Source organism: Mesorhizobium sp. W067 (assembly GCF_054719525.1).
Map to the genome: position 1 here is coordinate 4,661,434 of NZ_JBTTII010000001.1, position 17,837 is coordinate 4,679,270.

The 17,837-nt window shown below is 62.8% G+C and carries 20 protein-coding genes; 13 read left to right on the top strand and 7 right to left on the bottom strand.

All coding sequences use genetic code 11. The features are described from left to right. Positions 1-77: 77 nt before the first annotated feature. Together ACYG97_RS22745 and ACYG97_RS22750 are read left to right on the top strand one after the other, a co-directional pair. The gene (locus ACYG97_RS22745) at positions 78-857 is read left to right on the top strand and encodes a DUF1223 domain-containing protein (RefSeq protein ID WP_023683845.1); all 780 of its coding nucleotides are present in this window, start codon (positions 78-80) and stop codon (positions 855-857) included. Between the two features lie 610 nt (positions 858-1,467). After that, positions 1,468-1,854 carry a DUF2794 domain-containing protein gene (locus ACYG97_RS22750; RefSeq protein WP_023683844.1) on the top strand — a complete coding sequence of 129 codons (387 nt, stop codon included), beginning with the start codon at positions 1,468-1,470 and terminating at the stop codon, positions 1,852-1,854. 120 nt (positions 1,855-1,974) lie between these two features. On the opposite strand, the gene ACYG97_RS22755 is transcribed toward ACYG97_RS22750, so the two are convergent. The 4 genes from ACYG97_RS22755 to ACYG97_RS22770 form a co-directional block, all read right to left on the bottom strand. Then, complete coding sequence (locus tag ACYG97_RS22755) at positions 1,975-2,556, bottom strand: GNAT family N-acetyltransferase (RefSeq protein WP_023698867.1); 582 nt, start codon at positions 2,554-2,556, stop codon at positions 1,975-1,977. Between the two features lie 117 nt (positions 2,557-2,673). Continuing rightward, positions 2,674-3,414, bottom strand: a complete 741-nt coding sequence (locus tag ACYG97_RS22760) for a Bax inhibitor-1/YccA family protein (RefSeq protein ID WP_023671726.1) — start codon at positions 3,412-3,414, stop codon at positions 2,674-2,676. A 239-nt stretch (positions 3,415-3,653) separates the two neighbouring features. After that, positions 3,654-6,203 (bottom strand): ABC transporter permease, encoded by a 2,550-nt coding sequence (locus ACYG97_RS22765; RefSeq protein WP_023732873.1) that lies wholly within the window; start codon positions 6,201-6,203, stop codon positions 3,654-3,656. Beyond that, the gene (locus ACYG97_RS22770; protein WP_023732872.1) at positions 6,203-6,904 is read right to left on the bottom strand and encodes an ABC transporter ATP-binding protein; all 702 of its coding nucleotides are present in this window, start codon (positions 6,902-6,904) and stop codon (positions 6,203-6,205) included. Before ACYG97_RS22770 ends, ACYG97_RS22765 begins: the two co-directional genes overlap by 1 nt. Positions 6,905-6,990: 86 nt before the next feature. On the opposite strand from ACYG97_RS22770, the gene ACYG97_RS22775 reads away from it, so the two are divergent. Continuing rightward, positions 6,991-7,635, top strand: coding sequence for an arylesterase (locus ACYG97_RS22775; RefSeq protein WP_023702600.1), 645 nt, complete (start codon positions 6,991-6,993; stop codon positions 7,633-7,635). Between the two features lie 273 nt (positions 7,636-7,908). Further along, on the top strand, positions 7,909-8,505 hold the full coding sequence (gene thpR / locus ACYG97_RS22780) for an RNA 2',3'-cyclic phosphodiesterase (protein WP_023671722.1): 597 nt from the start codon (positions 7,909-7,911) through the stop codon (positions 8,503-8,505). On the opposite strand, the gene ACYG97_RS22785 is transcribed toward thpR, so the two are convergent. Continuing rightward, positions 8,409-8,936: a low molecular weight protein-tyrosine-phosphatase gene (locus ACYG97_RS22785; protein WP_023702599.1), complete on the bottom strand. Its 528-nt coding sequence runs from the start codon at positions 8,934-8,936 to the stop codon at positions 8,409-8,411. The genes thpR and ACYG97_RS22785 overlap by 97 nt on opposite strands. A 104-nt stretch (positions 8,937-9,040) precedes the next feature. Here ACYG97_RS22785 and ACYG97_RS22790 point away from each other — a divergent pair, with 104 nt between their 5' ends. The 5 genes from ACYG97_RS22790 to ACYG97_RS22810 all read left to right on the top strand — a co-directional run bounded on the left by ACYG97_RS22790 (position 9,041) and on the right by ACYG97_RS22810 (position 12,444). Continuing rightward, positions 9,041-9,337 carry a 4a-hydroxytetrahydrobiopterin dehydratase gene (locus ACYG97_RS22790; protein ID WP_023671720.1) on the top strand — a complete coding sequence of 99 codons (297 nt, stop codon included), beginning with the start codon at positions 9,041-9,043 and terminating at the stop codon, positions 9,335-9,337. Between the two features lie 119 nt (positions 9,338-9,456). Beyond that, on the top strand, positions 9,457-9,819 hold the full coding sequence (locus tag ACYG97_RS22795) for a YkvA family protein (protein ID WP_023671719.1): 363 nt from the start codon (positions 9,457-9,459) through the stop codon (positions 9,817-9,819). 314 nt (positions 9,820-10,133) lie between these two features. After that, on the top strand, positions 10,134-10,637 hold the full coding sequence (locus tag ACYG97_RS22800) for an invasion associated locus B family protein (protein WP_023671718.1): 504 nt from the start codon (positions 10,134-10,136) through the stop codon (positions 10,635-10,637). A 110-nt stretch (positions 10,638-10,747) separates the two neighbouring features. Continuing rightward, positions 10,748-11,980, top strand: coding sequence for a dual-specificity RNA methyltransferase RlmN (gene rlmN, locus ACYG97_RS22805; RefSeq protein WP_023732871.1), 1,233 nt, complete (start codon positions 10,748-10,750; stop codon positions 11,978-11,980). Further along, complete coding sequence (locus tag ACYG97_RS22810) at positions 11,977-12,444, top strand: hypothetical protein (RefSeq protein ID WP_023694539.1); 468 nt, start codon at positions 11,977-11,979, stop codon at positions 12,442-12,444. The genes rlmN and ACYG97_RS22810 overlap by 4 nt, the downstream gene beginning before the upstream one ends. Here ACYG97_RS22810 and ACYG97_RS22815 read toward each other — a convergent pair. Then, on the bottom strand, positions 12,416-13,057 hold the full coding sequence (locus ACYG97_RS22815) for a LysE family translocator (protein WP_023694540.1): 642 nt from the start codon (positions 13,055-13,057) through the stop codon (positions 12,416-12,418). The two genes, ACYG97_RS22810 and ACYG97_RS22815, sit on opposite strands and share 29 nt — an antisense overlap. 188 nt (positions 13,058-13,245) lie before the next feature. Here ACYG97_RS22815 and ACYG97_RS22820 point away from each other — a divergent pair, with 188 nt between their 5' ends. From ACYG97_RS22820 to ACYG97_RS22830, 3 genes are all read left to right on the top strand, one after another. Next, positions 13,246-14,478: an argininosuccinate synthase gene (locus tag ACYG97_RS22820; RefSeq protein WP_023732870.1), complete on the top strand. Its 1,233-nt coding sequence runs from the start codon at positions 13,246-13,248 to the stop codon at positions 14,476-14,478. Between the two features lie 140 nt (positions 14,479-14,618). Further along, a complete protein-coding gene (locus tag ACYG97_RS22825) occupies positions 14,619-15,041 on the top strand; it encodes a hypothetical protein (protein ID WP_245260741.1) in 423 nt (140 codons plus the stop codon). A 215-nt stretch (positions 15,042-15,256) separates the two neighbouring features. Then, positions 15,257-15,535, top strand: coding sequence for a hypothetical protein (locus ACYG97_RS22830; RefSeq protein WP_023671712.1), 279 nt, complete (start codon positions 15,257-15,259; stop codon positions 15,533-15,535). A gap of 100 nt (positions 15,536-15,635) precedes the next feature. Here the strand turns inward: ACYG97_RS22830 and ACYG97_RS22835 are convergent, their stop codons facing one another. After that, the gene (locus ACYG97_RS22835; RefSeq protein WP_023671711.1) at positions 15,636-16,433 is read right to left on the bottom strand and encodes a lytic murein transglycosylase; all 798 of its coding nucleotides are present in this window, start codon (positions 16,431-16,433) and stop codon (positions 15,636-15,638) included. A 294-nt stretch (positions 16,434-16,727) separates the two neighbouring features. On the opposite strand from ACYG97_RS22835, the gene ACYG97_RS22840 reads away from it, so the two are divergent. Continuing rightward, the gene (locus ACYG97_RS22840) at positions 16,728-17,825 is read left to right on the top strand and encodes a zinc-binding metallopeptidase family protein (protein ID WP_023726017.1); all 1,098 of its coding nucleotides are present in this window, start codon (positions 16,728-16,730) and stop codon (positions 17,823-17,825) included. Positions 17,826-17,837: the final 12 nt, after the last annotated feature.

Here is a 17,837-nt window from a genome sequence, read left to right on the forward strand (position 1 = left end):
CCCGTTGACTGTCGCTTCTGCCACAAATCTGGGCAACCAGAACAAGGCCGGCGTCACCGGCGGGAATCGGAACGATCATGGCACCTCGACACCCTCTGCGGCTTGCGGCTTTTGCGCTGGCCTTCTCGGCGCTTGCCGGGACCGGGTTCGCTGAGGAATCGGGAACGACCCAGACCGACAAACCGCAGATTGACAGGCCCTTGGGCGTGGTCGAGCTGTTCACCAGCCAGGGCTGCAATTCCTGCCCGCCGGCGGACGCTTTCTTTGCCGAGCTGGCGGCCAAGGACAACGTCGTCGCGCTCGCCTACCACGTCAATTACTGGGACTATCTCGGCTGGCAGGACACGCTGAGCAGCAAGGACAATACCGACCGGCAATATGACTATATGCGCGCCTTCGGCACCCGCTCCGTCTACACGCCGCAAGCCGTCATCAATGGTCGCAGCCATGTCAACGGCGCCAGCCGCAAGGAGGTCGACGGCGCGCTTGCCCGCATGGAGAAATCCGGTGAAGGCATGCGGGTCAGCGTCAAGGTCAGCCGCACCAGCGATCGCGTCATGATCGATGCCGGCGACGCCGGTAGCGGCCCGAGCGACGCCCATGTCGTCATCGTCTATTTCGAACCACCGCAGACGGTGACCATCGCCAAGGGCGAGAACACCGGCCGCAGCATGACCTACTGGAACGCCGTCACCGGCATCCAGACCGCCGGCATGTGGCACGGCAAGGCGCAGCGCTACGAATTGCCGATGACCGAGATCGCCAAGAAAGGCGGCTGCGCCGTGCTGCTGCAATCGGTTGGCAAGGACGGCCTGCCGGGGCCTATTCTGGGCGCGGCGTTTATTCACAAGCCTTAAGAGGCTGGTCCATACCTTTTGATATCGGCGGGACAGCACCCCCCTCTGGCCTGCCGGCCATCTCCCCCGCAAGGAGGGAGATTGGCAGCTTCGCCGCATCCGCCATCCTGTCCCACGTTTGAGATTGGCGAAAGCAAACGCGAAATCTGATCTCCACCCTTGCGGGGAGATGTCCGGCAGGACAGAGGGGGGTGTGAAGGATCACGACGACAAGTGTCTGGCGCCGCCCAACAAAAAAACCGACGTCAGCTTGCTTCTGACGTCGGTCATTTAGGCTTTGGGATCGTCGCACCCGGTCTCTCCCTGAGGAAAGTCCGAGGTTGGTTCGATCCGACGCAGACCCGTGGGCGGGGGGCTTGGGGTTTACGAGCCGGTGCCGGACCGAACCGTCTCAGGCAACGCCGGTAAATTCGTCGGACATTGGGGCATGAGCGCGGATAAAAAAGGGCGGAAATGTGGCGAGGCATCACCAATTCAAACACCGCGTTTTATAAAAGTGACTGGACGTTGCGAAAACAGCGCGGTCCCGGGATGGTTAGCCGGGCCTTGCAATTCCACGGCGAACACGCCAACTTCTGCAAGCGAGATTCATTTTCAAAGGGATCGCGGGATGACCGATCGCAGCGGTGGGACGGAGGATGGGGACGCATCCGCAATATTGATCCCGCTGCACGAGGCGCGACGCGAACGCCTCGACCAGCCGGTCCGTTTCGACCGGCGTGAACTCGATGAGATCCTGAGGCTGTACGGACGCATGGTCGCCGCCAACGAATGGCGCGACTATGCCATCGATCATCTGTCTGATCGGGCTGTGTTTTCAGTCTTCCGCCGGGCCAGCGAAGTGCCGCTGTTCCAGATCGTCAAGGATCCGAAACTGGCGCGCCGGCAAGGCGCCTTCGCCGTCATCGCCGCCGGCGGCCGAATCCTCAAGCGCGGCCAGGAACTCGGTCGCGTGCTCAACGTCTTCGATGCTAAGCTGAAGATTGTCCAGGCCTAATTGAGAATTGGGGAATTGAAGAACTGAAGAACTGAAGAATTGAAAAAAGAGGATGTAACGGTCGAAATACCGCCGGGTTTGTTGCTATTCAAATCCTCAATTCTTCAGTTCTTCAACTCCTCAATTCCCGCTCCTCAGGCTCTCACGAAACTTCCGCTCCGGCAGCGAATGCGGATCGGGCGGAACCGTTGCGCCGCCATTCAGCGACAGCTGCATGAACACCGTGTCAAGCCAGCGCCCATGCTTGTAGCCGGAGCCTTCCAGGCGACCGGAATGGCGAAAGCCGAGCTTTTCATGCAGCCGCACCGAGGCGCTGTCTGCATGGCCGTCACCGATCACCGCGACGATCTGGCGAAAGCCCGCCATACGGCAGGCTTCAATCAGCGCCTGCATCAGCAGCAGCCCGACGCCCTGGCCCTTCGCATCAGGCGCGACATAGACGGAATCCTCTACGATGAAGCGGTAGGCCGGGCGCGGCCGGAACGCGCCGGCATAGGCGTAGCCGAGCAGCGCGCCATCTCGTTCCGCCACCAGATAGGGAAAGCCCCCCGCCGTCAGGCTGTCGAAGCGCCCACCCATCTCAGTGCGGCTGGGCGGCTCGAGCTCATAGCTCGCGGTGCCATGCGTCACGGCATCGCCGTAGATCTCGGTGATTCGGCCGAGGTCGCCTTCCAAGGCCGCGCGGATGGAAATAGTGCTCATGATTTATGCAGACGATTCATCTGCCTCCATGACAGCAAAGGCCGGCACAAAAGAAAAGGGCGGCCGTTGGCCGCCCTCTTGATATCAGCTGGTCCAGTTGCCTGATGGGAAGACCGCCTAGCGGCGATCGCCCATGAACTGCAGCAGGAACATGAACAGGTTGATGAAGTCGAGATATAGCCTCAACGCGCCCATGATCGCCTTGCGGCCGGCAACGTCGGCCTGATCGCCTTCGTAGTACATTTCCTTGATGGTCTGCGTGTCATAGGCGGTGAGCCCGGCGAAGATCAGCACGCCGATCGCCGAGATGGCGAAGCCGAGCGCCGACGACTGCAGGAAGATGTTGATCAGCATGGCGATCACCAGGCCGACCACGCCCATGACCAGGAACGAGCCGAACGCCGAAAGGTCGCGCTTGGTCGTGTAGCCGTAGAGCGACAGCGCGCCGAAGGCGGCCGCCGTGGCAAAGAAGGTCTGAGTGATCGAGGCGCCGGTGTAGACCAGGAAGATGGTCGACAGCGACAGGCCGACCAGGCCCGAATAGACCCAGAAGGTGGTTTGCGCCGCGGCCACGCTCATCGACTGGATCCTGAACGACAGGAAGAAGACGGCGGCGAGCGGAGCCAGGATGACCACCCAGCGGAAGGCGCTGGCATAGATCAGCGTGCCGAAAGCGGTCAGCTGTCCGTCGCCGGTGACGGCGAGCTGGAAAGCGCCCCAGGCGGCGACGCCGGTGATGAGGAGGCCAAGCCCCATCAAATTGTAGACCTTGAGCATGTAAGTGCGCAGGCCTTGGTCGATGTCGGCGCGCGCGCCCGGCACGGCCGAAGTCTGGTAGTTGCGAATGGGCTCAGCCATTGGAATCCTCTGTTGCTTCTGCCCCGTACGGTGTCAGGCCCTTTCGGACCTGGGCGCCGCTGGCGGGGCTCCAGCATGCCTGTGGCGAAATATGATGGTTCTTGACGTCAAGAACAAGACCGTAACGGGCTGCAACGCTTGGTGAATCTCCGGAAGCCGGTTTTCTTGGGCTTCCATGACTGCACATTACCAAGATTTAATCGGAAACGGCAGATTCGGCCAACCTTGCCGTTTTGGGCCTAGAGGTCGCGCAGCACCGGCGCCGCCTTGTGCCCGAGCACCCGCCAGGTGCCGGCAAGGCCGATGCCGACCGTGATCACCAGCGCAAACACCAAGGTCGCCACTGCCACCTCCGGCATGAAATGCGACGGCAACGTCATGATGCGGGCAACGATGTACCAGGCGGCGATGCCGCCGGCAGCCAACGCAAACACCGCGGTGGCCAGGCCGATCAGCATGTATTCCAGCGAAAACGCCGCGATCAGCGTGCGCCTCGTGGCGCCCAACGTCTTCAGCACCACGGCATCGTGGATGCGGGCGCGATTTCCCGCGGCGAGCGCGCCGGCCAGCACCAGCACCGAAGCGATCATCGCCACGCCGGCCGCGGCCCGGATCGCCGTGCCGAGCTGGCCGACCAGCCGGTTGACGACGTCGAGCGCGTCCTTGACCCGAACTGTCGTCACCGCCGGGAAGGCGCGGGTGACGGCGTTGAGCAGGCGGGCATCCTCTGCTGCCGTGGCATCCTTTTCGGTCAGCGTCGCCAGCCAGCCATGGGGCGCGCCTGCAAAAGTGTTGGGCGAGAACACCATGACGAAGTTGATGCCCATCGTCTCCCATTGCACCTCTCGGAAATTGGCGATCCTGGCCGTCACATTGCGTCCGAGCACATTGACGGTGACGGTATCGCCGAGCTTCAGGCCGAGCGCCTTGCCTTCATCGTTGGAGAACGAGACCAGCGGTTCGCCGCTGTAGTTCTCCGGCCACCAGCTGCCCTCGGTCAATGTCGCATTGGCCGTTTGTTTGGCGTCGTAGGTCAGGCCGCGATCGCCGCGCAGCACCCAGGCGCCTTCCGATGGCACATTGGCCTTGTCGACACTAACGCCGTTCAGCGCCATCACCCGGCCGCGCAGCATCGGCACCTTGACCAGCGTTCCCTTCGGCGCCTCATTGCCGATCAATGTCGAGAAGGCATCGACCTCGCTATTCTGGATGTCGACGAAGAAGAAATTCGGCGCCCGTTCCGGCAGACTGCCGGAGATCTGCTGCCTGAGATTGCCGTCGATCAGCGCCAGCGTCACCAAAAGCGTCAGCCCGAGGCCCAGCGACAGCACGACGGACGGCGTCAGCGCGCCGGGCCGGTGGATGTTGCCGATGGCGAGCCTGAGCGCGACCGACCGCACACGCGGGCTTTTGCGCGCCACCCACTGCACCAGCGCACCGACCAGGCGCAACACCAGAAAGGCAAAGACCGTCGCGCCGACGAAGATCAAGGCGATGCGCCGGTCGCCGGAAAACAGGATGGCGAGCGCCGCCAAAGCGACCGCGATGCCGACCGCCGTGGCAAGATAGGGCAGGCGTGGAAAGCCGCGGCCCTCAAAACCCATTTCGCGAAACAGCGCGGTCGCCGGCACATCGCGGGCGCGGCCGAGCGGCAACAGCGCGAAGGCAAGCGTCACCAGCAGCCCGAACAGCGCGGCAAGAGCCAGCGCACCGGGATAGAAGCCGCCTTTAGCCGGCACCGGAATGACCGACTGGAGCGCAGCGCTGGCAGCAAACGGCATGGCGGCGCCGAGGATGAGGCCAAGCGCGATGCCGAGGCCGGCGATCATCAGGATCTGCACGAGATAGACGGTGAAGACGAAGCCGCCCGAGGCGCCAAGGCTCTTGAAGGTGGCGATGACGCCGCGCTTGCCGTCGAGATAGGCGCGCACCGCATTGGCAACGCCGACGCCACCGACGACCAGCGCCGTCAGCCCGACCAGCGTGAGGAATTGCGAGAAGCGCTCGATGTTGGCCGACAGCGCCGGCGCCGCATTGGAACGCGTGCGGATCGACCAGCCGGCTTCAGGGAAATCGCTCGCCGCCCGATCTTGGATGGTCTTGAGATCGGCCTCGCTGGCGCCGGCCGGCAGCCGAACCTTGTAGGCATTCTCGACCAGGCTGCCTGGCTGGATCAGGCCGGACGCGGCAAGCCCCGCGGTCGAGACCATCAGCCGCGGCGCGAAGCCGAAACCGTCCGACACCGCATCCGGTTCGCTCACCAGCCTGGCCCGCAATTCGAATGTCGCGCTGCCGACCTTCAGCCGGTCACCGATCTTCACATTCAGCCGGTCGAACAACAGGTCGGGCGCGGCGGCGCCAAAGACGCCTGATTTCTCGCCGAACAAATCCTTTCTGCCAAGCTGCGGCGCGGTCTCGATCGCGCCATAGAGCGGATAGACGTCGTCGACGGCCTTGGCCTCGACCAGCGCCTGGTCGGAGCCGTCTTCCAGCCGCGCCATCGAGCGCATATTGGCGCTGTGCGACACAGTGCCGAGGCGGTCGAGGAAGGTGCTTTCGGCTGGCGTCGCATCGCGCTGGTTGAGCTGGAAGCGCAAGTCGCCGCCAAGCAGCGTCTGGCCCTGGTCGGCAACGCCTGCGGTGATCGCCTGCGCCACCGAATTGACCCCGCCGATTGCAGCGACGCCGAGCGCGATGCAGGCAAGGAAGATCATGAAGCCGGACAGTCCGCCGCGCATCTCGCGCAGCGAAAAGCGGAACGCGAGCTTCAGCGTCTGCGACAGTGGCATCAGGCCGGCACCTTGACCTGCGCTACCGGCGCATCCTCGATGCGGCCGGAGCGCATCGACACCTGGCGCGAGCAGCGCGCCGCAAGGGCCGGATCGTGCGTGACCAGCACCAAGGTCATGCCGCGCTCGGCCGCCTTGGCGAACAAAAGGTCGGCGACCTGCCGCCCCGTCGCCTGGTCGAGATTGCCGGTCGGCTCGTCGGCAATCAGAATGCGCGGCGACGGCGCCAGCGCGCGGGCGATCGCCACGCGCTGCTGTTCGCCGCCGGAGAGTTCGCCGGGATAGTGGGTGACGCGGTCGCTCAGGCCGACGGCCGCCAACTCCTGCGCGGCGACGCCGAACGGATCGGCATGGCCGGCCAGTTCCAGCGGCACCGCGACATTTTCGAGCGCCGTCATGTTGGGAATGAGATGGAAGGACTGGAAGACGATGCCAATGTTTCGGCCCCGAAACGAGGCGAGCTGATCCTCGCTTTTGCCGTTCAGCAATTCGCCGGCAATGCGCACCGTGCCCGAATCGACCCGCTCCAGCCCGGCCAGCACCATCAGCAAGGTCGACTTGCCGGAACCCGAAGGGCCGACAACGCCGGTCGCCTCGCCGCGCGTCACGTCAAGGCTGACGCCTTTCAGCACATGCACAGACGAAGCCCCTTGGCCCAGGGTCAGGGATATGTCTTTAAGCGCGATGACGGCTTCTGTCACAATTAAAGCGTCCTATATCAGGATGAAGGCTCTGCTTGCCGGAAGCCGTCGCCGGAAGAATTCCTCGGGTATATGGGGGCTGCCACATGTCTTTCAAACGCTTGAATGCCGCAGGGCTCGTCCTTTTCGTCACCCTTTGCGGCGCCATTTCGTCTGTGCGCGCCGAGACGTTCACCATCGTCGGCTTCGGCGACAGCCTGATGGCCGGTTTCGGCCTCGGGCCTGGCGATGGCTTTACCGACAAATTGCAAGCTGCGCTGCGCGCCAAAGGCCATGACGTCACCGTCGCCAACGCCGGCGTTTCAGGCGACACCTCGAGCGGCGGCTTGGCGCGGCTTGACTGGTCGGTGCCGGATGGGACAAGGCTGGTTATCCTCGAACTCGGCGCCAACGACATGCTGCGCGGCGTCTCGCCCAGCATTACGGAAAAGAACCTGGACGACATGCTGGCGAAGCTGAAAGCGCGCAAGATCGCGGTGCTTTTGGCCGGCATGCGCGCCGCTCCCAATCTCGGCGCCGACTACCAGAACGCCTTCGATGCGATCTACCCAAAGCTGGCCGCGAAATACGATGTGCCGCTCTATCCGTTTTTTCTCGATGGCGTCGCCGGGCAGTCCGGCCTGCAGTTGGAGGATGGCCTGCATCCCAATCCGAAGGGCATCGCAGCGATGGTCGAGCGCATCATGCCCGCCGTGGAGAAGGCGATTGCGGCAGTTGAGGGTGGCGGTTGAACGCCGGTCTGACGAGAATAACGCGGCGTTCGCCTCGCGCGAACTTTGAAACAAAAGACCGGGCTGCCGATGACCCGAGTCATCCATGCTGCGCTCGAAGAGCATATGCAGCATCTGGGTAATGCAAGCGCCGAGGCGGCACGGCAATAGTGCTTATTCATCGCTTGGAGGCGCCTGTTCGTAAAAATGCCTGCAACCAACAAACCACTTGCCCCGTTTGACTATCGATGATTCGCTAGGGGCACAGTTCGATTCGAGGAAGGGAGGCTCACCATGCCGCGTCTTTTCACCGCCCTCGAAATACCCCGTGACGCCGCTCTTTCGCTGTCCCTGCTCAGGGGCGGCCTGCCCGGAGCCCGCTGGATCGATGTCGAAAACTACCATCTGACGCTGCGCTTCATCGGCGACGTCGAAGGCCATATCGCCGACGAAATCGCCAACGCGCTCGACCGGGTGCACCGCCCATCCTTCTCGCTCACCCTGTCCGGAGTTGGCGCTTTCGGCCAGAAGAAGCCGCACGCCGTCTGGGCCGGCGTCTTCGCCTCGCCCGACCTTTCGGCGCTGCAGAGCGAAATCGACCGCATCTGCCAGCGGCTCGGCCTGCCCGCCGACCCGCGCAAGTTCACCCCGCATGTTACGCTGGCACGCTTGCGCAATTCGAGCCCGCTCGACGTCGCCCAGTACCTGTCGGCGCGCGGCAATTTTGCGACGCTACCGTTTCGCGTCGGCCGCTTCGTGCTGATGTCGTCGCGCGATTCGGTCGGCGGCGGTCCCTACATTGTCGAGGAGGCGTGGCCGCTCTCCGGCGTCGACGCCCGCGCCACCAATCTCGTCGCCAGCGCCTCCGACGCTTCGCGGATCATGCGGTAGACCGAAGCGAACGCTTCGGCCCCGTCATAATAGGGATCCGGCACGTCGCGGGTTTTGCCCTGCGCAAACTCTGCCAAGAGATGAATACGTTCCCGCGCACCGGCCGGCGCCAACGCCTTGAGGTCGCGGACATTTTGCCGATCCATGCCGAGGATCAGGTCGAAGCGCGAAAAATCCTCCGGCCTGACCTTGCGTGCCCGCTGCCCTGATATGTCGAGGCCGTGGCGGGCCGCAATCGCGATCGAGCGCGGGTCGGGCGCTTCGCCGAGGTTCCAGCCGCCGGTCGCCGCAGAGTCCAGCACGATGTCGTCCAGCACCATGTCGCGGCCGCGTTCCGCCAGCACGGCGCGGAACACGCCTTCGGCCAGGGGTGAGCGGCAGATGTTGCCGAGGCAGACGAAGAGTATGGAATTTATCGGCTTTACGCTCATTCGATATGCGCCGTTCGTGCATTTGGAAGCCCAAAACGCAAAGGACTTTTGGGCGACTTGCATTATGGTGAGGGTCGATATCTGGGATAGCACGGGAAATCATCATGACGAGAGAGAAACTCAGCAAGGACGCCATCGCCGCCGCACTGGCCGAACTGGCCGGCTGGTCGCAGGCAGCCGATGGCGCCTCCATCAAGCGCAGCTTCGACTTCAAGAATTTTTCCGAAGCCTTCGCCTTCATGACCCGCGTCGCGCTGGCCGCCGAGAAGATGGACCATCATCCCGACTGGTCGAACGTCTACAAGACTGTCGACGTGACGCTCAACACCCATGATGCCGGTGGTGTCACTGCGCTCGACATCGCGCTGGCCAAGAAGATGAATGGGTATGCTGGCGGCTGAACGCTGGGGCGGCAACGCCAAATCGGCGCCATCCTCTTGCAGTGGACCGGGACTTTCACCACATTTTCCGTGGCGGCCGCGCGCAACGCGTAGCGCGACGGCCGGCAAGGAGAGGATTGATGGCGCAGCAGCCCGGTTTTGATTTCTTCGGCTTCGGCAGCAAGCTCGGCGACGAGAGTGAAGTGCGCGCCAAATTCTGGCGCACGGCCAAGAAGGCCGCCCGGCAGATTCCGTTCATGGAAGAGGTCGTCGCCGGCTATTATTGCGCGCTCGACAGGAAGACGCCTTTGCGTGCCAAGGGCATATTGCTGGCAGCGCTTGGCTATTTCGTGCTGCCGGTCGACGTCATACCCGATTTCGTCTTCGGCCTCGGCTTCACCGACGACATCGCCGTGCTGACCGCCGCGATCTCCACGGTAAGCGCCCATATCACCCCTGCGCACCGCAAGGCCGCCAAGGAGGCGATCGCCGACAAGAGCTGAATCGGCGTCGCGTTGGCAACTTGGTTCAGAAGAAATCCTCCGCTCAAACAGGACGATAGCGGCTGGGCTTCGGGTTCCGCTGCGGCCGTTGGAAAAGTCAAACTCTTGCCGCTTTCGTGGCCTCCAAGTCGCCGCAGGGACATTGCGAAAGCCGTTTTTTCAAGAAGCGGCGCGGAAATGGCGGTGGTTTCCATGGGTGAATGTCCTTTTCCGAGGGAAATTCACCGTTTGGTAACCCAGATTAAATCAAAATGAAGCGACGGGCAGGACGCCAAGCCGGCCTGCCCCGCACCATTTGGAATACGGGAAAAGCGATGCGCGGATTGATTGCACTAGTCTCGAGCCTGGTCCTGGTGGCTTTTGCCGCGCCGGCGCTGGCGCAGCAGGCGACCAAGATCGGCCAGCACAATGCCTGGGGCACCTACAGCTACCAGGCGCAGGGCGGCAAGGTCTGCTATGTGCTCACCGTGCCGACCGACAAGCAGCCGCCGACGCTCGATCACGGCGACATGTTCTTCTTCGTCAGCCAGCGGCCGGGCCAGCAAGTGTCCTACGAGCCGCAATTCATCGCCGGCTACACATTCCAGGAAGGCTCCAAGGCCACCGTCACCATCGACAAGAAGACGTTCTCGATGTTCACCCGCGGCAAGTCGGCCTGGGTCGAGAACGCCGCCGAAGAGCCGGTGCTGATCGCCGCCATGAAGACCGGCACCGACATGAAGGTCTCGGCGAAGTCTGGCCGCGGCAATCCGACGACCTATGTGTTTTCGCTGAAAGGCATCTCGGCCGCGCTGACGTCGATCGCCAAGTGCAAGTAGGCTAGCGCGGTTCCCGCCGCATGACTCTCGCCGCAACCTGTGCTATGCGCCGCGCTTCTTTTCGGCACGATGGATGAAATCGGCCGCAATTCGCTTATATTGGCGCTGATATGACCCTTTCCTTCGATCTCACCACTGAGGGCGCACGCGACGCGTTGCGCGCTCGCGCCACGCCCGAGAAGCCGTCGCTGATCGGCCTGACCCGGGCCGAGCTCGGTGAAGCCCTTGTCAGTGCCGGCATCGTGCCCGAGCGCCAGGCGAAAATGCGCGCCCAGCAGCTCTGGCACTGGATGTATGTGCGCGGCGTCTCCGATTTTGCCGGCATGTTCAACATCTCCAAGGATCTGCGCGCCGAACTCGACAAGCATTTTACCGTCGCCCGGCCCGAAATCGTCGAGGAGCAGATTTCCTCCGACGGCACGCGCAAGTGGCTGTTCCGCTTTCCGCCGCGCGGTGCCGGCCGTCCCGTCGAGATCGAGACCGTCTACATCCCCGAAGAAGGCCGCGGCACGCTCTGCATCTCCTCGCAGGTCGGCTGCACGCTGACCTGTTCGTTCTGCCACACCGGCACGCAGAAGCTGGTGCGCAATTTGACGGCGGAAGAGATCCTGGCGCAATTGCTCACCGCACGCGACCGGCTCGGCGATTTCCCCGACCGCGACACACCCGACGGCGCCATCGTCCCTGCCGAGGGCAGAAAAGTCTCCAACGTCGTCATGATGGGCATGGGCGAGCCGCTCTACAATTTCGAGGCGGTGAAGAAGGCGCTGCTGATTGCCTCCGACGGCGACGGACTGTCGCTGTCGAAGCGCCGCATTACGCTCTCGACCTCCGGCGTGGTGCCCGAGATCTTCCGCACCGGCGACGAGATAGGGGTCATGCTGGCGATCTCGCTGCACGCCACCAATGACGATCTGCGCGACCTGCTTGTGCCGATCAACAAGAAGTATCCGCTGAAGGAACTGATCGAGGCCTGCCGCGCCTATCCCGGCCTGTCCAACGCCAAGCGCATCACCTTCGAATATGTGATGCTGAAGGACGTCAACGATTCCATCGAGGACGCCAAGGGGCTGATCAAGCTGCTCAAAGGCATTCCAGCCAAGATCAATCTGATCCCGTTCAACCCGTGGCCGGGCACCAACTATCAGTGCTCGGACTGGGAGACGATCGAGAAATTTGCCGACTACATCAACAATGCCGGCTATGCCTCGCCGATCCGCACGCCGCGCGGCCGCGACATCCTGGCCGCCTGCGGGCAGCTCAAATCCGACTCCGAACGCATGCGCAAGGTCGACCGCCTGGCGCTGGAAGCCATGATGATTGCGGGGCATGGCGAGGCGTGAGCCGCCTCTTCGCCTATATCCTCCGTTTCGCTGTCATCCTGTTCGGCTATGTCGTCGCCTCATTGGCGGCGAGCGCCTTTCTCAACGTGCTGTTCCTGGCTTCCGTCGGTTATATGCCGGACGATGCGCACCCAGCGGCGGCCGCGGCGCTGTATTTTTCGATCCCGTTCGTGGCGCTGTTTGTCGCCTATTTCGCTTTCATACCGGCGGTGGTCGCAATCCTGATCTCCGAGGTCCTCAGCCGCCGCGACTGGCTGTTCTATGCACTCGCGGGCGGCTTGGTGGCCGCGGCCTTCCTCGGCTTCGTCCACCAGAACGTGGATTTCGACGTCACCGAACCGCGCGCCATCGCCGCGGTGATCGGCTGCGGCATGGTCGGCGGCATCTTCTACTGGCTAAGCGCCGGCCGCTGGGCCGGAAGCTGGTGGCAGGCCGCTACTTCGCCTGAGCGGTCAGGATCTTGAGCGCGAAGGCCGAAAACACACCGGCAAAGAGATAGTCTACCACCCGCGTCACCCGCGGGCTGGCCTTCATCGCCGCCGAAAACCTTTCCGCAGCAAACACCATCGGCGCTGTCACCGGGACCGACAGCACGATGAACATGAGGCCGAGGAAGAACAGTTTTCCCGGCGCGTTCGGATCGTGAGCGGAGACGAACTGCGGCAGAAACGTCATGAAGAACAGGATGATCTTCGGGTTGAGCAGATTGACGCCAAGCCCGGCAGCCCAGCTGCGGAACAGCGAAATCTGCGGCCCGTTCTTCTTCTGCGGTGAAAACGCCGAGCCCTTGGTGATTGCCTGCCAGGCCAGGAACACCAGATAGGCGGCGCCGAACGTTTTCAGCACGAGGAAGGCCATTGGCGAGGCGACGATCAGCGCCGAGATGCCGACCGCCACCAAAGTTGTATGGATCAGCGTTCCGAACAGAGCACCCGCCAGCGAGGCAAAGCCGGCGGCGCGGCCCTGGCTCAGTGTTCGCGAGACGAACAGCGTCATATCCGGCCCCGGCGTGATCGCCAGGATCATGGTGGCGATGGCGAACTGGATCAGTGTTGTGGTGTCGGGAATGAAGGACATCGGTGGCCCCTGGCGAATGATCGTCGATCTATAACGCAGCCTCCCCGCTCACGCCAGCAACTGACTAGCGTGGCATCTGGTCCAGCGGCTGCGGCGGCCGGCGCCCGTTCATCCCTTGCGCTGGCCGGAAATGCCGTGATACCTCGCCCGCGAAACTCACGCGCGGAACCGCCAAAATGTCCCCAGCAATGCCCAAGACAAAAGACGTCAAGAAGGTCGTGCTCGCCTATTCCGGCGGTCTCGACACCTCCATCATCCTGAAATGGCTGCAGACCGAGCTCGGCGCGGAAGTCGTCACCTTCACCGCCGATCTCGGCCAGGGTGGCGAGCTGGAGCCGGCGCGCAAGAAGGCCGAGATGATGGGCATCAAGGATATCCGCGTCGTCGATGTGCGCGAGGAATTCGTCGCCGACTTCGTATTCCCGATGTTTCGCGCCAATGCCGTCTACGAAGGCACCTACCTGCTCGGCACCTCGATCGCCCGGCCGCTGATCTCCAAACACCTGGTCGAGATCGCCAGGGAGACCGGGGCCGATGCCATTGCGCATGGCGCCACCGGCAAGGGCAACGACCAGGTCCGTTTCGAGCTGTCGGCCTATGCGCTGAATCCCGACATCAAGGTCATCGCGCCGTGGCGCGACTGGTCGTTCAAGTCGCGCACCGACCTGATCAACTTCGCCGAGCAGCACCAGATCCCGGTGGCGAAGGACAAGCGCGGCGAAGCACCCTTCTCGGTCGACGCCAACCTCCTGCACTCGTCCTCCGAGGGCAAGGTGCTGGAAGACCCGTGGAGCGAGCCGCCGGAATTCGTCCATCAGCGCACCATCTCGCCGATGGAGGCGCCGGACAAGGTCACCGAGATCGAGATCGAATTCTTGAAGGGCGATCCGATTGCACTGAACGGCAAGAAGCTGTCGCCGGCCGCCATGCTGACGGCGCTTAACGATCTTGGCCGCGACAATGGCATCGGCCGGTTAGACCTGGTCGAGAACCGCTTCGTCGGCATGAAATCGCGCGGCGTCTACGAGACCCCCGGCGGCACCATCCTGATCGTCGCCCACCGCGCCATCGAATCGATCACGCTCGACCGCGGCGCCGGCCACCTCAAGGACGAGTTCATGCCGCGCTACGCCGAGCTGATCTACAACGGCTTCTGGTTCTCGCCCGAGCGGCTGATGCTCCAGGCGATGATCGACAAGAGCCAGGAAGACGTCGAAGGCACGGTGCGCCTGAAACTCTACAAGGGCAATGTCATGGTCACCGGCCGCAAATCCAAGAAGACGCTCTATTCCGACGCGCTGGTCACCTTCGAGGATGACCGCGGCGCCTACGACCAGAAGGACGCCGCCGGCTTCATCCGCCTCAATGCGCTGCGGCTGAGGACGCTGGCGGCAAGGAGCGGCAAGGGTGAACCAAACTAGTGTTCCAGGAAAACCCGGCGGTCACGCAGGGTTTTTATTTGGTACCTCTAATATAAGAGGCCAAGCTGGCTGACATGGTTTCCGTTTGACCTTTTAAAAGCCTCATCTAAATTCCTTCGCGGGACGGAGGGATTCTGATCGTGAAAAACGCCATTTTTCTCATGCTTGCGGCGGCCATCGTCTTTACCGGATGCCACTCCTCGCAGGCGGCCGCAAAACGCGAGCAGGACGGGTGCATCTCCGCCGTCCATCTATGGAGCATCACGTTCAAGCACGAAATCGCCTCTTTCATGGGCGTCTCGCAGGAGCGCATGCCGGCCCTGTTCTGCCAGCGCATCACCGAAGGAGTACGCAGCGGGCGGATCAGCTACTCCGATTTGAACAGAGTGCAGCTAGACCTGCCGACCGAGATATGGCTGGTCATCAAGGGCAAGTCAAAGGCGGCTGCCAGGGCCGCGCCGGTGCTGCGCAACTCCAAATTCCGGAGCTGCAAAGGTACTGAAGGCGCCTTCGAGGTTCCTATTTCCCAGAAGTGCCCGTTGAGCGGCTACGCACATTATTGAGAGCCCAGGCGCTCAGCCGGCATTTGCGCCAACGATCGAGCAATTCGAGAAAGAGCATGCCCGACTTCGTCCGTAACTGCGTAAAAACAAAGAAATAGAGCGACGGCAAAGAACTCAGTGCTTTTCCTGCTTGATCTTTTCGGGCCCTTATCTAGCCTCCTCACAATCGATGGGGGCAGCTGACAATGAAGCCGTGGTTTGTGGCCCTGCCTGCAATGGTCGTCATGCTGGCCGGTTGCCAGACTGGGCAGGAGCAAGTGAGACAGGATCCCGAGGCGGCATTCGATCGCTGCGTCAGCAAGGTGGCCATATCGAATATATCGGCCAAACACGAGATCGCCGCTTTTATGGGCGTTTCCCTGGAGCGCATGCCGCCACTGCTGTGCCGCCGCCTTGTCGATGCCATGAAGACCGGCCGGCTGACCTTCTCCGACATAAACCGCCTCCAGTTCGACCAGTCCACGGACATCTGGAAGGTCATAAAAGGCGGGTAGCCGCTCGGCTGCTGAACGGTTTGAACGCCAAAAGCTCCAGTCCTTGCAGAAAAGCCCGGCGCATGGCCGGGCTTTCCGTTCTTCGATCTGGATATTTCTATCAGCCGCCGTCGATCGCGTCGGCGATCTGGGCGATGGCCTGCTGGTAGACGCTGGCGGAATTCCAGCCGGCGATGGCCCCCATATTCGCACTCGCGCTCGCACCCGCCCGCCAGCCATGAGCCTTGAGAAAGTTGGCCGTCGAAGCCAAGGCCGTCGCCTTGTCGCGCAGATTTCCGTTGCCGACGCCATACTTCAGGACATTGCCGGGCAGGAACTGCGTATGGCCGATCTCGCCATGCGCAGCGCCGACCGACGAGGCGCTCAGCGCGCCGCGATCGACCAGCTTCAGCGCCGCAATGGCATGCGGGTAAAAGAAGCCCGGGCGACGGCAATCATAGGCAAGCGTCAGAATGGCGGAGACCGTGTTCTGGTTGCCCAGGGAGGCTCCGAAGCCGGTTTCCATGCCCCAGATGGCCAGCAACACGCCCGGCGACACGCCGTAATTGCTCTCGATCCTGTCGAACATCGCCGCATTCGACTTCTTCAGCGCACGGCCCCTGGAAATGATCGCAGCTCCGCCACGGCGCTTCATGAAGGCGTCCACCGAACCGCTGAAAGCCTTGTGGATGGCGCGGTCGACGGAGATTGTCTTTGTCGCGTAGCTGGCACCGGCCAGAGCAGCCAGACCCTTCCCGCCGACACCTTCGGACCTGGCCTGCGCGGCAAAGTCCTGCTTCCACGCTTCGAAGCCCGCGCCGGTCTTGCCGCAGCTGGCCGCCGCCTGCGCGCCCGTCGCCAGCGCAAGTACCGCGACCACCGCGGCAGCAATAATCTTTCCCTTGGCAAGCAATGCCATGCTTTTTCTCCTGATTGCCTGAATCACGTCCCGGTTGCGAACTTGCCAGCGAAACGCGCCATTGTCACCGTACCCCCGGCGCTACCCTGGCCAATGCAGCGGAATTTGCTTACGATCAAGTGCTTATTGTGGCCGAAACGCCCGGGCGCCGGGCAGGCGAATTCGCTGCTCGGGTAAAAAGAGGTGACGGGGGCATGGAACGGCGGCCCGTGGCGGGCGTTTGGGCGAGGCGCCGCTCCGCACCATATTCCTCCTCTGACGCCATACGCCAACGCCTGACGCATCGAGATCGACATGAAACTGTTCGACTGCCCGCATTGCGGCCACCGCCTCTACTTCGAGAATGCGCAGTGCCTGAATTGCGGGAGTCTCGTGCTTTACGATCCCGAGCATGCGCGCTTTGCCTTGTCTGACGTCGACGGCATCTTCCACTGCACCAATGCGGATGAATGCGCCTGCAACTGGATGGCCGAACCGGGCCATACCTACTGCCGCGCCTGCTTGCTGAACCAGCTGATCCCCGACCTCTCCGTCGACGGCAACCGCCGCCGCTGGATTCGCGTCGAGGCGGCCAAGAAGCGCGCCGTCTATTCGCTGCTCGCCTTCGGCCTTCCGGTCGCGCCCAAGCACAAGCACGGCGACGAAATCGGCCTCGCCTTCGACTTCATTGCCGATCCGATCGGCGGCGGTCCCGGCGGCGAACGCATCCTTACCGGCCACGACAACGGCCTGATCACGCTCAACGTCGCCGAGGCGGACTCGGCCGAGCGCGAGCGGCGTCGCGTCGAGATGGGCGAAAATTACCGCACGCTGCTCGGTCATTTCCGTCATGAGCTTGGCCATTACTACTGGGACCGGCTGATCCGCGACGAGCCGCAACGGCTCGATGCCTTCCGGGCGCTGTTCGGCGACGAACGCCCCGACTACGAGCAGGCGCTGAAGGCCTATTACGCCAATGGCGCTGCGCCCGACTGGCAGCAGAACCACATCTCCGCCTATGCGACGTCGCATCCATGGGAAGACTGGGCCGAGACCTGGGCGCACCATCTCCACATCACCGACACGCTGGAGATGGTGCACGCGCTAAATTTTCCACTCGGCCAGCTTGAGACGATGGAGACCAATGTGCTGCCGCAAGGCGACACCGGCGGCCGGTTGCAGGCGGCGCCCGCGGAACCTGACGCCGTGCCCGAGCCGTTCGAAAAGATTCTCGCCCGCTGGCTGGTACTCTCGGAAGCCTCCAACTCGATCAACCGCTGCATGGGCCTGCCCGACCTTTATCCCTTCGTCATTTCGGACGTGACGGCGCAGAAACTCAGCTTCGTGCATGAGCTTTTGACCGGCTTGCCGAAAGAAACCGGAACAAATCGTGAGCTGGCGTCGGTATTTTAGCCGGAACGCATG

Excerpts from the sequence above, each read along its gene's own strand:
- ACYG97_RS22790 (WP_023671720.1), top strand. The coding sequence starts at position 9,041 with ATGACGAGAGAGAAACTCAGCAAGGACGCCATCGCCGCCGCACTGGCC.
- ACYG97_RS22835 (WP_023671711.1), bottom strand. The coding sequence starts at position 16,433 with ATGGCATTGCTTGCCAAGGGAAAGATTATTGCTGCCGCGGTGGTCGCG.
- ACYG97_RS22750 (WP_023683844.1), top strand. The coding sequence starts at position 1,468 with ATGACCGATCGCAGCGGTGGGACGGAGGATGGGGACGCATCCGCAATA.
- thpR (WP_023671722.1), top strand. The coding sequence starts at position 7,909 with ATGCCGCGTCTTTTCACCGCCCTCGAAATACCCCGTGACGCCGCTCTT.
- ACYG97_RS22765 (WP_023732873.1), bottom strand. The coding sequence starts at position 6,203 with ATGCCACTGTCGCAGACGCTGAAGCTCGCGTTCCGCTTTTCGCTGCGC.
- ACYG97_RS22795 (WP_023671719.1), top strand. The coding sequence starts at position 9,457 with ATGGCGCAGCAGCCCGGTTTTGATTTCTTCGGCTTCGGCAGCAAGCTC.
- ACYG97_RS22830 (WP_023671712.1), top strand. The coding sequence starts at position 15,257 with ATGGTCGTCATGCTGGCCGGTTGCCAGACTGGGCAGGAGCAAGTGAGA.
- ACYG97_RS22800 (WP_023671718.1), top strand. The coding sequence starts at position 10,134 with ATGCGCGGATTGATTGCACTAGTCTCGAGCCTGGTCCTGGTGGCTTTT.
- ACYG97_RS22745 (WP_023683845.1), top strand. The coding sequence starts at position 78 with ATGGCACCTCGACACCCTCTGCGGCTTGCGGCTTTTGCGCTGGCCTTC.
- rlmN (WP_023732871.1), top strand. The coding sequence starts at position 10,748 with ATGACCCTTTCCTTCGATCTCACCACTGAGGGCGCACGCGACGCGTTG.
- ACYG97_RS22820 (WP_023732870.1), top strand. The coding sequence starts at position 13,246 with ATGCCCAAGACAAAAGACGTCAAGAAGGTCGTGCTCGCCTATTCCGGC.
- ACYG97_RS22815 (WP_023694540.1), bottom strand. The coding sequence starts at position 13,057 with ATGTCCTTCATTCCCGACACCACAACACTGATCCAGTTCGCCATCGCC.
- ACYG97_RS22785 (WP_023702599.1), bottom strand. The coding sequence starts at position 8,936 with ATGAGCGTAAAGCCGATAAATTCCATACTCTTCGTCTGCCTCGGCAAC.
- ACYG97_RS22840 (WP_023726017.1), top strand. The coding sequence starts at position 16,728 with ATGAAACTGTTCGACTGCCCGCATTGCGGCCACCGCCTCTACTTCGAG.
- ACYG97_RS22760 (WP_023671726.1), bottom strand. The coding sequence starts at position 3,414 with ATGGCTGAGCCCATTCGCAACTACCAGACTTCGGCCGTGCCGGGCGCG.
- ACYG97_RS22755 (WP_023698867.1), bottom strand. The coding sequence starts at position 2,556 with ATGAGCACTATTTCCATCCGCGCGGCCTTGGAAGGCGACCTCGGCCGA.
- ACYG97_RS22775 (WP_023702600.1), top strand. The coding sequence starts at position 6,991 with ATGTCTTTCAAACGCTTGAATGCCGCAGGGCTCGTCCTTTTCGTCACC.